The organism is Castellaniella sp., assembly GCF_004321985.1.
In the GTDB taxonomy this organism is placed as follows: Bacteria; Pseudomonadota; Gammaproteobacteria; order Burkholderiales; family Burkholderiaceae_B; genus Castellaniella.
The window spans coordinates 15084-30098 of record NZ_SCQN01000041.1 but is presented as its reverse complement, the minus strand read 5'-3'; the positions used below and the strand labels follow the sequence as shown (position 1 = coordinate 30098).

Annotated in this window: 12 protein-coding genes and 2 pseudogenes; 9 read left to right on the top strand and 5 right to left on the bottom strand. The window is 64.0% G+C overall.

Features of this window, described 5'->3' with window-relative positions; all coding sequences use genetic code 11:
- Positions 1-4 precede the first annotated feature (4 nt).
- The 4 genes from EPN31_RS08600 to EPN31_RS08585 all read right to left on the bottom strand — a co-directional run bounded on the left by EPN31_RS08600 (position 5) and on the right by EPN31_RS08585 (position 4478).
- Positions 5-730 (bottom strand): protein-L-isoaspartate O-methyltransferase, encoded by a 726-nt coding sequence (locus tag EPN31_RS08600; RefSeq protein WP_291771974.1) that lies wholly within the window; start codon positions 728-730, stop codon positions 5-7.
- 57 nt (positions 731-787) lie between these two features.
- On the bottom strand, positions 788-1606 hold the full coding sequence (thiD, locus tag EPN31_RS08595) for a bifunctional hydroxymethylpyrimidine kinase/phosphomethylpyrimidine kinase (protein WP_291771972.1): 819 nt from the start codon (positions 1604-1606) through the stop codon (positions 788-790).
- A gap of 127 nt (positions 1607-1733) precedes the next feature.
- Positions 1734-2579, bottom strand: a complete 846-nt coding sequence (locus tag EPN31_RS08590) for a cobalamin-binding protein (RefSeq protein ID WP_291771970.1) — start codon at positions 2577-2579, stop codon at positions 1734-1736.
- 3 nt (positions 2580-2582) lie between these two features.
- Positions 2583-4478, bottom strand: coding sequence for a TonB-dependent receptor (locus EPN31_RS08585; protein ID WP_291771967.1), 1896 nt, complete (start codon positions 4476-4478; stop codon positions 2583-2585).
- 435 nt (positions 4479-4913) lie between these two features.
- Here EPN31_RS08585 and metH point away from each other — a divergent pair.
- The 6 genes and pseudogenes from metH to EPN31_RS08555 all read left to right on the top strand — a co-directional run.
- A pseudogene (gene metH, locus EPN31_RS08580) lies at positions 4914-8691 on the top strand (methionine synthase).
- Positions 8692-8703: 12 nt separating this feature from the next.
- On the top strand, positions 8704-9501 hold the full coding sequence (locus EPN31_RS08575; RefSeq protein ID WP_291771964.1) for a helix-turn-helix transcriptional regulator: 798 nt from the start codon (positions 8704-8706) through the stop codon (positions 9499-9501).
- A gap of 126 nt (positions 9502-9627) precedes the next feature.
- Entirely contained in the window at positions 9628-9819 is a 192-nt protein-coding gene (locus EPN31_RS08570) for a DUF3460 family protein (protein WP_291771961.1), read from the top strand.
- Between the two features lie 9 nt (positions 9820-9828).
- Positions 9829-10701: a ScpA family protein gene (locus EPN31_RS08565; RefSeq protein ID WP_291771958.1), complete on the top strand. Its 873-nt coding sequence runs from the start codon at positions 9829-9831 to the stop codon at positions 10699-10701.
- 22 nt (positions 10702-10723) lie between these two features.
- The gene (gene panC / locus EPN31_RS08560) at positions 10724-11584 is read left to right on the top strand and encodes a pantoate--beta-alanine ligase (RefSeq protein ID WP_291771956.1); all 861 of its coding nucleotides are present in this window, start codon (positions 10724-10726) and stop codon (positions 11582-11584) included.
- 70 nt (positions 11585-11654) lie between these two features.
- Positions 11655-11903 (top strand): annotated as a pseudogene (locus EPN31_RS08555) (response regulator transcription factor); the annotation flags it as partial.
- Positions 11904-11994: 91 nt separating this feature from the next.
- On the opposite strand, the gene EPN31_RS08550 reads toward EPN31_RS08555, so the two are convergent.
- Complete coding sequence (locus EPN31_RS08550; protein ID WP_291771953.1) at positions 11995-12696, bottom strand: copper resistance protein NlpE N-terminal domain-containing protein; 702 nt, start codon at positions 12694-12696, stop codon at positions 11995-11997.
- 108 nt (positions 12697-12804) lie between these two features.
- Here EPN31_RS08550 and EPN31_RS08545 point away from each other — a divergent pair, with 108 nt between their 5' ends.
- The 3 genes from EPN31_RS08545 to zapD all read left to right on the top strand — a co-directional run bounded on the left by EPN31_RS08545 (position 12805) and on the right by zapD (position 15009).
- A complete protein-coding gene (locus EPN31_RS08545) occupies positions 12805-13548 on the top strand; it encodes an A24 family peptidase (RefSeq protein WP_291771951.1) in 744 nt (247 codons plus the stop codon).
- A gap of 64 nt (positions 13549-13612) precedes the next feature.
- The gene (gene coaE, locus EPN31_RS08540; RefSeq protein WP_291771949.1) at positions 13613-14245 is read left to right on the top strand and encodes a dephospho-CoA kinase; all 633 of its coding nucleotides are present in this window, start codon (positions 13613-13615) and stop codon (positions 14243-14245) included.
- 11 nt (positions 14246-14256) lie between these two features.
- Positions 14257-15009 (top strand): cell division protein ZapD, encoded by a 753-nt coding sequence (gene zapD / locus EPN31_RS08535; protein ID WP_291771946.1) that lies wholly within the window; start codon positions 14257-14259, stop codon positions 15007-15009.
- Positions 15010-15015 lie beyond the last annotated feature (6 nt).

The window sequence follows — 15015 nt, the reverse complement described above, 5'->3', positions numbered from 1 at the left end:
TGATTCAGCGGTTCGCGGCCTGCTTGATGCCGGCAGGCTCGGGCGCTGGTTCGAACTTGAACCGCGACTTGGAGGTTCCGCGTAGCGGCTTCACATAGGTATCGAAGATCTGCACGATTTCGAAATTGGCAGCGCTGGTGCGCGTGATGCGGCATGCCGTCATGATAGGGCTGCGTCCCACGATCACCACCAGCCGCCCGCCGACTGCCAACTGGTATTTCAATGAATCGGGAACGGCAGGTACCGACCCCGTCACCAGAATGGCGTCGTATTCGGCAGTCCCCCACCCCGCGTGCGCATCGCCCGTTTCGACGATGACATTGGAAATCTGGTTGCGCGCCAGATTGGCTCGTGCGAAGGACGACAGTCGGCTTTCGAATTCGATGCTGGTCACTTGCTGGGACAGGCGCGAGAGCAGGGCGGCCTGGTAGCCCGAACCCGTGCCGATCTCCAGTACGCAGTCCGTGGGCGCGAGCTGGAGTTCCGCCGCGAGCCGGGCCTCGACCTTGGGCGAGAGCATGGTTTCACGCGTGTCCACCCCGTCTATGACGAGTGGCAGCTCTGTGTCGGCGAATGCCAGCGCACTCAGGTGCGGCGGAACGAAGCGCTCACGCGGAGTATCGAAGATCGCCTGCAGCAGCCGCGCGTCATGGACGCTCCAGGTGCGAATCTGCTGTTCCACCATGTTGAAGCGCGCACGGTCGGTTTCGGCGATGTCGTTGACGTTCATGTCGTGGAAAGCCAGAGAGTCTGTGTTGGGAAGATTATAGGCTACGCGGGTGTCTTGTCAGGCGCTGGGCCACCATGCGTGGAAGTGCTGGACCGGGCCGTGGCCGGACCCTACCTGGAGTTGTCCGGAGGCCGCAATGGCGCGCTCCAGATAGGCTTTGGCCTGGCGGGCTGCTTCCGGCACGTCGCCCGTGCGTGGCAGAAGTGCAGCCAGCGCCGCTGACAGCGTGCAGCCGGTGCCGTGCGTGTTGCGCGTTTCGATGCGGCGGCCGGGCAGTTCGATCATTCGGTCGCCGTCGTGCAGCACGTCCACCGTATCGTTTCCGGGCAGGTGTCCGCCCTTCAGGAAGACCCAGCGCTCACCGTTGTCGTTCATGAGACGGCGCAGGCGCTCCGCCGCCCGGCGCATATCCTTCGGATTGTCGACGGGCGTTTGGTTCAGCAGTACCCCAGCCTCGGGAAGGTTGGGCGTGATGATCGATGCCAGAGGAACCAGGCCCGAACGCAGCGCGTCCACCGCCTGGCGTTCCAGCAGATGATCGCCGCTTTTGGCCACCATGACCGGGTCCAGCACCAGGTGGGCGGGTTTCCAGTGCATCAACCGGTCGGTCACCGTACGGATGACGCCGGCCTGGCCCAGCATGCCGATCTTGACTGCATCCACCCGCACGTCCGCGAACAACGTATCGATCTGCGCGGCGATGAAATCGGGTGGCACCGGACAGATCCGGGTGACGGCCTGGGTGTTCTGGGCGGTGAGGGCGGCGATGATGGCCATGCCGTAGGCGCCCAGCGCACTCATGGTCTTGATGTCGGCCAGGATGCCGGCGCCCCCGGAAGGGTCAACGCCGGCAATCGTGAGGGTGTTGGGGATCATCGTTCGCATCCTTGCCTCGAACCTGGAGGTCCATGATGGTATCGCTTGGCGGTACCGCTCACAAGTTGTGCGGGCCCGCGGGTTGGCTGTGCGCAGGCCGCCATGTGCCTTCAGCCCGGAATTCCGTTCAGCGGCTGCTGCGGAGGTCCTTGCACACCGCCTCGGCTGCGTCCACCAGCCGGGGTCCGGGGCGGTGCAGCCAGTCGGGGTCTATGGCGTAGAAGCGGCCGTCACGCGCGGCTGGCAGGCCGCGTCGTGCCCACCAGGCACGGCGCGTCTGCAGGGTGTCCCCAGCGAATGGCGACATGATCACCACATTCGGATTCAGGTGCAGGACGGACTCCGTGCTCACCTGGGGGGCTGCAATCCGGGATCCCGCGTAGGGGTTGCGGCCGCCGCAGCGGGCCAGCAGATCGTTGATGATGGGATCATCGCCCAACGTATACAGCGGATCCGGGCTGACCTCGATGAAGACGGTCTGCAGCGGGCCGGGTGGGGCCTGTAGTGTGCTGATGCGGCGTTCCAGGCGCTGTGCCGTCGCGTCGGCCGCGTCCCGGGTTCCGAGGCGTTCGCCCAGACTGCGGATCAGCGTCGGGATCTCATCCAGGTTCTTCGGGTTCGCGTAGATCAGCGGGACATTCAGTCCGGCCAGCCGTACTGCCAGGGCTGCGACATCGCCGGACGGCTGCCAGCCTACGACCAGCGTGGGATGCAGGGCCAGGATGGCTTCGTCGTTCAGCTGCATGACGTCGCCCACGCGCGGAAGCGACTTCACCGCCGGCGGGTAGTCGCTGCTGCGGTCCGTGCCCACCAGGTCATCACCGGCCCCTGCCGCGTAGACCAGTTCGGTAGCGCTCGGGCTCAAGGTGATGACTCGCGGGCGGTCTGGGGGCTGCGCCCAGGCCGCGTGGCCCGCGGCAGCCCCGAAGCACAGGGCGGCCAGCAGCCAGCTGGCGAGTCCGCGCCGGATCATGGATCACATCTTCCAGGACAGGTTCACGAAAACGTTCGATCCCGGCGTGCTGTATCCGTCCACCAGGACGTAGTCCTTACCGAGCACATTATTCCAGCGGATCTGTGCGCCCAGCGTCTTGGTGAAGTCGTATGCGGCCGTCAGGTTCACCAGGGAGTAGCCGCCCAGGCGGGCCTGCGTCGAGGCGTCGATCCGGTTGCCGGTGTACTGGTATTCCGCGCCCAGCTTCAGCGCCTGGATGCGCTGTTCCACGTTGAGATGGAATACCTGGCGAGCGCGTTGCGGGAGCTGGGAATCCTGGCCGACCGCCGGGTCATCGTTGCGTGGATCCAGGAGGTCGATGCTGCCTCCGATCGTCGTGTTGCCGAAGTGGTGCGAGCCGACTAGGGTCACGCCGCGCAGCGTGGCGCTGTTGACGTTCATGGCCGTGCAGTTGAAGGCCGCGTCGCAGACGCTCGGTACGATCAGGTCATCGACCTTGTTCCGGTAGGCGGTCAGCGTTACGCGGGTTTCATCGGTTTGATAGCGGATGTGGGCTTCCACATTCCTGGATCTTTCCGGTTTCAGGTTGGGGTTTCCAGAAAATGAGCCGAATGGACCGAAATCTTCAAAGGGCCAGTACAGATCGTTGAAGGTCGGCACCCGGAATGCTGTGTTGCCCGCCACGCCGACCTGCCAGGCGTCCGTCAGATCGAAATCCAGCCCCAGACTGCCGGTGGTCTGGTTACCGTAACCCGTGTAGTTGTCGCTGCGTACGCTTGCCTGGGTGTGCAGCCTGTTGAACCGGCCTTTGTAGATCAGCGCAGCGGCGTTATCGTCACGCGTGTTCGCCGTATATTGGTTGCTGCTCTGGATGCGCTCTTCCTGGCGTTCCAGCAGCAGCGAGATCTGCTGGTCCTTGATGGGTGTGAATGTGTGGGTCCAGCTGTAGGTGCGCTTGAGCGAATTGGCCGTGCTCTGGTAGGCGCGATCATCGTAGCTGTCCTTCGTGAAGCCGAAACTGAGCTCGCTTTGCCACCAGTCGGTGATGCGATCGGTGCTGGTCAGGCGATAGGCCTGTTGCCGGTAGAGCGCATGGGCGTCCGGGAATGACGGTCCTGCGTCGTAGTCACCCCGGGTGTATCCGTTATAGGCCGTCAGACCGATGTGGTGACCCGCCGCCCACTGATACCCGAGAGTGCCCGAGACCGAGTGGCTGCGATACCCGTCCTTGTCCGGGTCGTACAGGAAGTTCGGGCGGTTGTCCTCGGTCAGTCGCCTCGTGGCGTTGAATCCCTGGCTGCGAGCGGCGCTCGTGGACAGGCTGTAATCCCAGCCGTGGCTGGCTCCCGACAGCCCCAGGCTGGACTTTGCCGTGTTGTAGCTGCCGTATCCTGCGTTGGCCCAAGCCGACAGCGGTCGATCCTGGTCCCCCTTTTTAGTGATGATGTTGACGACACCACCGATGGCGTCCGACCCGTACAGGCTGCTGGCGGCACCTCGCAGGATTTCGATCCGTTCGATGGTAGACGGATCGATGGCCTGGAGCAGGGCACCGCCGAACGTGGAACCATTGATTCGCATGCCGTCGATCAGGACCAGCGATTGGGTGGAACTCGTCCCGCGGATGAACAAGCCGGTATTGGTCTGCGGCCCGCCGTTTGTCGTGAACTGCACACCGGGGGTCTGGCTGATGATTTGGGCGATGCTCTCGCCCTGCGCGGCCTGGAGCTGTCTGGGTCCAATGACGGTGACGTCCCCCACGACGTCAGCCAGTGGCTCCGGGCTGCGGCTGGCCGTCACCACGATGTCTGCCAGCGTGGGAATGGTGGTCTGAGGGGAATTCGACTGGGCCGTGGCGGCCAGCGGGAAGATGCAAAGTGCAGTGGCCAGGCAGCGCCACAGATCGGATGAGAGCATGATCAGGTCCTGTATGGTGCGCGTCCCCGCACACCGTGGTTCAGAACGCCCGGAGTCGCTCGATACCGCCAGGGTCGGCGAAGCGAAGCCAGGCACTTTTCAGGTGCTGAAGCAGGCTGGTATCGGGCTGGCAATGCGAGGCATTGAACACCGTTGCGGGGGCAGCACAGCTTGGCCTGGCACGTCGGTCGGTTGGTCCGAATGTGGATCGGCGAATCCGACGGTGCGTGGGAGACCTGCTGTTTCCCATTTGAATGCTGGCCGCCGACTGTCGCCGGTGGCAGGCATACCTGATTTCGGGGGAGACTATATCACGCGTGATAGGGCGGATGATGCGGTTCCCTTAGTGCCTGTATGGCTGGGAACGCGGGCCGCAGGCGGATGTACGCGGGCGGATACAATAACCCTCTTCCCGATACTGCTGCTGGATCCGCCGTGAGTTACCCCACTTTGCCCTATCCCCTCGCTTCCTATACACGTGGCGCCGACTTCGTGCGCCTGCTCGATCAGCGGATCGTCGTGCTGGATGGCGCCATGGGAACCATGATCCAGCGTTACAAGCTGACCGAAGCGGATTTTCGCGGGGATCGGTTTGCCGCGCATGCGACGGATCTGAAAGGCAATAATGAACTGCTTGCGCTGGTGCGCCCGGACGTGATCCGCGAGATCCACAGGGCTTATCTGGAAGCTGGCGCCGATGTGGTGGAGACCGATACCTTTGGGGCGACTCGAGTGGCGCAGGCCGATTACGGCCTGCAGGACATTGCCTACGAGATGAACGTGGCGGCGGCCCGGCTGGCGCGTGAGGCTTGTGATGCGGTTTCCACGCCTGATCGTCCCCGCTTCGTGGCTGGTTCCGTCGGGCCGCAACCCAAGACGGCATCCCTGTCGCCGGACGTCAACGATCCGGGCGCGCGCAACATTACGTTCGAAGAGCTGCGTATTGCTTACACCGAGCAGGTCAACGGCCTGATCGACGGGGGCGCGGATCTGCTGCTCATCGAGACCATTTTTGACACGCTGAACGCCAAGGCGGCGATTTTCGCCATCGAGTCCATTTTCGAGGAACGCAGCATCCGGTTGCCGGTGATGATTTCCGGCACGGTGACGGACGCCTCCGGCCGCATCCTGTCAGGCCAGACGGTGGAGGCTTTCTGGAACTCGGTGCGCCATGCGCGCCCGGTCACCGTCGGCCTGAACTGCGCGCTGGGTGCCGCGCTGATGCGCCCCTATGTGGCCGAGCTGTCCAAGCTGTGTGATACCTATGTCTGTGTGTACCCCAATGCGGGGCTGCCCAATCCCATGGCGGAGACGGGCTTTGACGAAACGCCGGCCGATACGTCCGGCCTGCTGGAAGAATTCGCACAGGCGGGGCTGGTCAATGTGGTGGGTGGCTGCTGCGGTACCACGCCGGAACACATTCGTGAGATCGCACGCAGAGTACATGGTCTGCCGCGACGTGAGCCGCCCGTCATCCCGGTGAAGACCCGGTTGTCGGGCCTGGAGCCTCTCAACATCGATGGCGAGACGCTGTTCGTCAACGTGGGTGAGCGCACCAACGTGACCGGCAGCAAGAAGTTCCTGCGCCTCATCCGCGAGGAAAAGTTCGACGAGGCGCTTTCCGTGGCCCGCCAGCAGGTCGAGGCGGGCGCGCAGGTCATAGACATCAATATGGACGAGGGCATGCTGGACGCGCTGGCGCTCATGCCGCGCTTCCTCAATCTGCTGGCTTCTGAACCCGACATCTCCCGTGTCCCGGTCATGATCGACAGCTCGAAGTGGCCGGTCATCGAAGCGGGCCTGCGCTGCGTGCAGGGCAAGAGCATCGTCAATTCCATTTCCATGAAGGAAGGCGAGGGGCCGTTCATCGAACAGGCGAAGCTGTGCCGCAAATACGGCGCGGCGGTGGTGGTCATGGCCTTCGACACCGAGGGCCAAGCCGACACACTGGAGCGCAAGACGACCATCTGTGCCCGGGCTTACGACGTCCTGGTCAATCAGGTCGGGTTCCCCCCTGAAGACATCATCTTCGACCCCAACGTCTTTGCCATTGCCACGGGGATCGACGAGCACAATCCCTATGGCGTGGATTTCATCGAAGCGACGGGCTGGATCACGAAGAACCTGCCGCATGCGCGCGTGTCGGGAGGAATCTCCAACGTCAGCTTTTCCTTCCGTGGCAACGAAGCCATGCGGGAGGCGATCCACGCGGTGTTTCTGTACTACGCAGTCAGAAACGGCCTGACCATGGGGATCGTGAACGCGGGCCAGCTTGGGGTGTATTCCGATCTGGATCCCCAGGCCCGCGACCTGGTCGAGGATGTGGTGCTGAATCGCGCCGAGCCGGTGGGGCGGACCGATCCAGCCGATGAGCGCACACCGACCGAAAGGCTGGTGGAATTGGCCGAGACTCTCAAGGGCTCGGGCGCCAAGAAGGAAGAAGATCTTGCATGGCGGGAAGGTACGGTGCGCGAGCGTCTGACGCATTCGCTGGTGCATGGCATCACCACTTACATCGTCGAGGATACCGAAGAGGTCCGCCAGGAAATCTTCGCTGCAGGCGGTCGCCCCATCGCGGTCATCGAGGGCCCGCTCATGGACGGCATGAATGTCGTGGGCGACCTGTTCGGGTCGGGCAAGATGTTCCTGCCGCAGGTCGTGAAGTCGGCCCGCGTCATGAAACAAGCGGTGGGCCACCTGCTGCCTTTCATCGAGGAAGAAAAGAAGCTGCTCGCCGAGGCGGGCGGCGATGTCCGCTCCAAGGGCAAGGTCGTCATCGCCACGGTCAAGGGCGACGTGCACGACATTGGCAAGAACATCGTGACGGTGGTCCTGCAGTGCAACAACTTCGAGGTCATCAACATGGGGGTCATGGTGCCGTGCGCCAAGATCCTGGAAAAGGCCAAGGAAGTCGGTGCTGACATGGTGGGGCTCTCCGGCCTCATCACCCCCAGCCTGGAAGAGATGGCCTATGTCGCATCCGAAATGCAGCGCGACGATTATTTCCTCAGCCGCAATCTTCCGTTGCTGGTGGGTGGCGCCACCACCAGCCGCGTGCATACGGCCGTCAAGATTGCGCCGAGCTACGAGGGGCCGGTCATTTATGTGCCGGATGCAAGCCGTTCGGTCCAGGTTGCCACCAGCCTCATGTCGGATCATGTCGGCGCCTATCTGAAGGGCGTCACCGAGGAATACGAGCAGGTGCGTGAGCGCCATGCTCATCGCAAGGCCCAGCCCATGCTGACCATCGGGCAGGCGCGTGCGTCCAGGCCTGCCATCGACTGGGCCCACTACGTGCCGCCGCGCCCGAAGTTCATTGGTCGGCGCACCTTCAAGCACTACGATCTGCATGAAATCCTGAAATTCCTGGATTGGACGCCATTTTTCCAGTCATGGGGGCTGATGGCCCAGTTTCCGGCCATCCTCGACGATGCGGTGGTTGGCGAGCAGGCGCGCAAGCTCCACGCCGAGGGCCAGGAGATGATGAGGCGCATCGTCGAGGGCCGCTGGTTGACGGCCAATGGCGTCGTGGCCTTCTATCCGGCCAACAGCGTCAATGACGACGATATCGAGATCTATCGCGATGAGACGCGCAGCGAGGTCCTGCTGACCTGGCGCGGCGTGCGCCAGCAGACGCAGAAGCGCGCCGGCGTGGACAACAAGTGCATGGCCGATTTCGTCGCGCCCAGGGATAGCGGAGTGACCGACTACATCGGGATGTTCGCAGTCACGGGTGGACTGGGGATCGAAAAGCACATCGACCGTTTCCAGCAGGATGGCGACGACTATTCCGTCATCATGATCAAGGCACTGGCCGACCGTCTGGCCGAGGGGTTCGCGGAGACCCTGCACGCCCGCGTGCGTCGGGATCTCTGGGGCTATATGCCCGACGAGGATCTGTCAAATGAGGATGTCATCGCCGAAAAGTATCAGGGTATCCGGCCGGCCCGCACCCGGCTATCCCGCCTGCCCGGAACACATCGTCAAACGCGAGATGTTCCGGGTGCTGGATTGCGGCGAAATCGACATGGAACTGACCGAGGGGTTTGCCATGATGCCGGCATCCAGCGTCTGCGGGTTCTATTTCAGCCACCCGCAGTCCAAGTACTTCAACGTGGGCAATATCGGCGCCGATCAAGTGGAAGATTACGCGCGCCGCACGGGCCGCGATGAACAAGACGTACGCAGGACGCTGGCCAGCGTCCTGCGCTGATCGGAGACCAGCGTGCCCAGTGACGATACCGCGCGCCGCAGGGCCCTGGGGGCATTCCTGCGCAGTGCCCGGGCGCGTGTCGGCCCGGCCGACCATGGCTTGCCGCCCGGTGTGCGGCGGCGTACGCCGGGTCTGCGCCGTGAAGAGCTCGCCCAGCTTTGCGGCATCAGCGTGACCTGGTACACCTGGATCGAGCAGGGGCGCGAGGTGACCGTCTCGGCCGACGTCTGGGTGCGTCTTGCACAGGTCCTCAGGCTGACGCGGGCGGAGCGCCATTATTTGTTCAGTCTGGCCGAGTGCGCCGATCCGGATGCGGGGCGGCTGGACGTCATCGCGTTGCCGGATGGACTGGCGGATTGTGTAGACAGCATTGGCTGCCCTGCCTACATTCTGGATCAGGCCTGGAACGTGCTGGCCTGGAATGCGCCGTTGCTGCATGTCTTCGATGGGTGGCCCGAGCGTGGCCGCGCCAATTTGCTGCACTACATCTTCCTGGAACCGGCGGCACGCCGCCTGGTGGTGGACTGGGAGGAGCGGGCGAGCCGCGTGGTGGCAGAGTTTCGCGCAGACGTGGCCGGTCATGCCTCGGACCCGGACATCCAGCGCCTGGTGGCGGAATTGCAGGCCGGCAGTGCGCTTTTTGCGCAATGCTGGACCCGCCAGGCGGTGGTGGATCGGGAAGGGGGCCTGCGCGAGTTCCAGCACCCGGCGGATGGGCGCCTGTCGTTCCGCCAGTTCACCTTCCGTCTGGCGATACGTCCGGACTGCAAGCTGGTGATGTTGCTGGACTCGGCGTCGCCTGCCATATAGCGGGCAGCCCGCTCAGAAGCCGGCGCGTGCGTTGTGTTCGGGCATCAGGGCGGCCGATTGCACCGGAGGGTGCTGTACACTTGGGGACGCATCGGTCATGACGATCGGCTCCTACAACACGCTATCATGGCAAACAACTTTCAATCCGAACTGACCCAGTTCCTGAATCAGTACAAGACGGACAACGCCGACACCGAGGCACGCCAGCGTGCCGGGCGTTTTCGGCTTTGGGACAAGGAGCTTGATGCCGAGCAACAGGAAGGCTTCCGGGCGGCCCGCGTTGCGCAGGATCCGTACGTCTATTATCAGCACGACTGATCCCCCGACATGGTCGCTGGCGACCAGACCGGCGAGATGGAAGCGCTGATGGCGCCCGCCGTGGACAGCACGCCCGATGTGGTGGATCATGTGGCGCTCGCCCGTCTGTACGGCGAGCCGCTCTTTTCCATTCCCCAGGATCTGTATATCCCGCCCGATGCGCTGGAAGTCTTCCTTGAAGCCTTCGAGGGGCCGCTGGACCTCCTGCTGTACCTGATTCGCAAGCAGAATTTCAATGTGCTGGACATCCCCATGGCCGAGGTCACGGTGCAGTATCTGGCGTATGTCGAGCAGGTGCGGCGCACCAATCTGGAGCTGGCGGGAGAATACCTGCTCATGGCTGCGCTGCTGATCGAGATCAAGTCGCGCATGTTGTTGCCCGTGCGCCGGTCGGATACCGGCGATGAACCCGAGGATCCCCGCGCTGAGCTGGTGCGCCGCTTGCTGGAGTACGAGCGCATGAAGCTTGCCGCCCAGCAGCTGGATGCACTGCCGCGTGCCGGCCGGGATTTTTTCGTGGCAAGCGCGCAGGCAGAGGTTTCGGGGGCACAGCTGCTGCCGGACGTGAACGCTCAGGATCTGCGTGAGGCCTGGGCAGGGATCCTGCATCGCGCCCAGCTCAATGCCAGTCACCACATCACTCGCGAGCAGCTCTCGGTGCGCGACCACATGAGCCACATCCTGCGGCGGTTGGCGGGAGTGCGCTTCATGGAGTTCACTGAGCTCTTCATGGAGCGCATTGCGTCGGGCGATCCGACGGCCGTGATCGTGGTGCATTTTCTCGCGCTGCTCGAACTGGCGCGCGAGTCCTTGCTGGAAATCACCCAGGCAGCGGCCTATGCGCCGCTGTATGTCAGACTGACCTATACGCAATCGGCATGAGCCCGATTGCCGGAGATCCCGCGTGAAAGTCGTTCACACCATCGAAGAACTGCGTGACCAGTTGCGGGGCCAGCTACGGGTTGCCTTCGTGCCGACCATGGGCAACCTGCATGCGGCGCATCTTTCGCTCATGAAGCTGGCGCGCCAGCACGGTGACCCGGTGGTGGCCAGCATCTTCGTCAATCGCCTGCAGTTCGCCCCCAATGAGGATTTCGACCGCTATCCCAGGACCCTGGCCGATGACGTCGCCAAACTGGAAGCGGCCCGCGACGTCTATGTGCTCTTCGCACCCGACGAGCGCGAGATGTATCCCGAGCCCCAGAATTTCCGCATACAGCCCAGCAAGGCGCTGGGCAAGATCCTGGAAGGCGAGTTCCGTCCGGGTTTCTTCATGGGTGTCAGCACCGTGGTGCTGAAACTGTTTTCCTGTGTTCAGCCCCAGGTGGCCGTCTTCGGCAAAAAGGACTACCAGCAGCTGATGGTGGTGCGTGCCATGTGCCGGCAATTTCAGCTCCCGGTGGAGATCCTCGCCCATGAGACCGTGCGCGACACCGATGGCCTGGCGCTGTCGTCTCGCAATCGCTATCTGACTGCCGCGGAACGCGCCGAGGCACCCAATCTTTATGGCCTTTTGCAACGGGTGCGGGACCAGGTCCGGTCCGGCAGCCTGGACGTGGCGGATCTGGAAGCACAGGCGATGCACACGCTCCGGGGGCGTGGCTGGGATCCGGATTATGTGGCCCTGCGGCGCCAGCGCGATCTGCTGGCCCCGAGCGCAGACGAGATCCGCACGGGCGAGCCTCTGGTGGTGCTCACGGCCGCCCGCCTGGGCGCCACGCGGCTCATCGACAATCTGGAGTTCCAGGCTGGGCCACCGGCCTGATCGGCGCCGGGACTCGCTCCGAGGCGAATCCGACCTGTTAGAACTGGCAGCTGTGGTCTGTGATGGGGCCATGCCAGAATGCCCCCAACAACAACTCCAAAAGGGGACAACCATGGTTGAACGGTGGCGGACACCGGCTCACGAGGCGACGGTGAATTTCCTGCTGTCCACGCTGACCGGGCGTGAACGCGAAATCGCGGCTTACATCACGCGGGGCACACCCAACAAGATCATTGCGGCCGAACTCGGTATTTCCCAGCGCACGATCGAGGCCCATCGGGCCCGGATCTTCACGAAAATGCGGGTCCGCAACGCGGTGCAGCTCACCCGGCAATGCCTGGACCGGCTGCCGGTCGCGGATTCGCCCTTCGCCGGGCTCATGGGCGCATGGCTCGAAGTCCCGATCGCGATCAACGAGCCGGGCAAGCCCGCGCTGGCTGCGATGCCAGCTCGTCGATGGGATCGATGTCCGCCTGGCGCGTCAGCCTTGATTCCAGCAGCGGAATGCGCCCGTTCAGGCGGGTTACCTTCAGTACGTTCGGCTGGATGAGCTCCAGCGTGGCATAGGGATGGTCACCCGTTTCCAGCACGATGCGGGTCGGGTCTGTTCCAGCCAGGAACCAGCAGCCCAGTGCGGCTTGGGCCGGCCCCTTCCCCAGCGTTGCGTTGCGGGCGCGCCATTGTCCATCGGGCGCCAGTGTCAGAGTCATGCGCGTGGCCGCGCAGGCGCCGCTGTCGGAACAGGGGACTGTCCCTAGATAGGTCCGGGTCTCGCGCAGGTCCGCCGGCATGTTGCCACGGGAAGCTGCGGCTGCGGGGGCGCCGCCCGCCGCATTTCCCTGTGGGGCAGCCGCGCCGGTCGCGGCCCCGGCGACAGTGCCGCTGGAACCGGCTGCGGGTTTCCGGCTCTGGGGCCCGAAGCCGAACTGCAATTGCGAAGGCGCCACGGTACCGGCATCGCCCTGGGCGCGGCGCAACGCGTCCGACGCGGTGTTTTCGCGCGGGGTGTCGTAATAGCCTGGCCGGCTTTGTTGGGCGCAGGCCCCCAGCAGGACGAGCAGGCTCAGGCCGACGAGCCGGATGGATGAGACGAAAACGGGGCGGCGCGACATGGGCGGTGACCTACGGGTTCTGAAGCCGCCATTCTACGCATTTGAGAAACGCTTGGCGATGGGGACCGGCAATCGGAAGTTCCACGTCAACAGACGGAGGCATGACCGATGTTCACGGCTGTTCCTGAATTTTCGAACTGGGCAGCCTGGCATTTCGATGCCGTTCAGTGGCTGGCCTGGGGGGCGGCGGTCCTGGGGCTGATGCGGGTCGGCACTTGTCTGCGGCCCTGGGCCGGCCACTATGCCGGATGCCTGTTGCTGGGCGCCTTGCCCGATGCAACCACCCTGTGGGGTGCGGCCGGTCGGGTCGTGCGACGGTATAGGTTGACCTGGCCCGATGCCGTCGCTGCCGGGCTGTGGGGTGGTGGCGCTGGTGTCGCCCTGATGGCCTGGGGGTGGCCAGCCTTTGCGCCGATGGTGCTGTGTCAGACGATGGTGGCGCTGGCCTGGATCGACGTCCGCAGCGGCTTGCTGCCGGATGCACTCACCTCGCCGCTCATGGTGGCCGGCTGGTTGTTCGGGCCTCTGTCGCTGGGCTCGGCGAGCAGCGCCTCGGCGCTGGTCTGGGCGGGGCTTGCCGGGTTCGCGGGTGGCTACCGCTGCCTGCGCGGGCGGGATGGCTTTGGCGCCGGGGACGTCAAATGTCTGGCTGCGCTGGCTGGATGGCTGGGAATCCCCGTGACGATATCTGTCCTGGGCTTGGCCTGCGTGCTCGGGGTGGTGTTCTGGGCGGGCCTGTGGTGTCTCGACCGACCTTCCACTGCGGGGCGCGGTTTGCCGTTTGGCCCCTTCATCGCCGCTGCGGCGGCGCCCGCCATCCTGGGGGGGCCTGCGTCGTTGTCGTGGCTTTGACGACCAGTGCCCTGCTTGGTTAGTCTGTGGCCTTGGATGAACCAACGGGACACCAGGTGCGCACATGTTTTCCATCGGCCTGACGGGCGGAATAGGGTCCGGCAAATCTCAGGTTGCCGACTGGCTTGGCCAATGGGGTGCGGCTGTCATCGATACTGACCTCATCGCGCATGAACTGACGGCGCCAGGGGGCGGCGCCATGGCTGCCGTGCGCGCCCGCTTCGGGAATGCGGCCATTCGTGCGGACGGCGGTATGGATCGCGACTGGATGCGCAAGCAGGCATTCGGCGATCCGGCGGTCAGGCATGAGCTGGAATCAATCGTCCACTCGCTCATCGAGCAGACCTTGAGGGCACGGGCCGCCCAGGCATCAGGCCTGTATCTGGTCTTCGTCGTCCCGCTGCTGGTCGAGTCTGGACGTTGGCACTCGCAGGTCGATCGGGTTTGCGTGGTCGATTGCGACGCCGAGACACAGATCCGCCGCGTTCAGGCTCGCAGCGGGCTGACGCGCGATACCATTGAGCGTATCATGACCGCTCAAGCATCCCGGGAGAATCGCCTGGCGGCTGCCGACGACGTCATCCTGAATGACGGAACGACGGATCTGGATACGCTGCGTGCGCGGACACGGGGTTTCCACGACGGCTGGTGTGGCCGGGCGGCACGGTGTATCGCCGGACATCCCACTCATGAGTAGGATTTCACTGCGTGATTCTGTACGAAAATCCCTGCAATGAACGTGTGCGCACCCTGCTCAGGGTCGAATACCTATTTGATCGTCTGTTTTTCTTCACAAAAGGTGAAGACCCGCGTTGCCACCAGATTGCCATGACCACGCTCTTCGAGCTGCTGGACATCTGCGATCGCGCCGATGTGCGTACGGCAGTCCTGCAGGATCTGGATCGGCACCGCGCCGCGTTGTCGGCGTTGCGCGAGCATCCAGGGGTGGACCGGAACACGCTGGAAAGGCTGCTGCGTGACATCCAGGCAGCGTCCGCCCGCCTGGCCGACCAGGGGCGCATCGGTCAGGAACTGCGGGACAATGAATGGCTGGCCAGTCTGCGGGGCCGGATCACGGTTCCCGGCGGTTCTTCACCCATCGATCTGCCTTCGTATTATTCGTGGCAGGTCCGGCCGTCGTCGGTGCGCGCACATGATCTGCACGGCTGGATCGAGCCTTTCATGCCGTTGCAGAGTGCGGTGGCGCTCATTCTGCAGCTTCTGCGCGATGTGGGCGATGCACAGGATCAGGTGGCCAGTCAGGGCGCCTATCAGGAAATGCTGGGCGGGAAGACCTTCCAGTTGCTGCGTGTCTGGGTGGACCCCGCGCTTGGGGTGTTTCCTGAAGTCAGCGCCAACAAGTACGTCATCTGGGTTCGCTTTTCCGCACAGGACAATATGACCAAGCCTCAGCCGGTGGGTCGGGACATCAGGTTCCGTCTGGCGCGCTGCAATATCTAGGGCCCT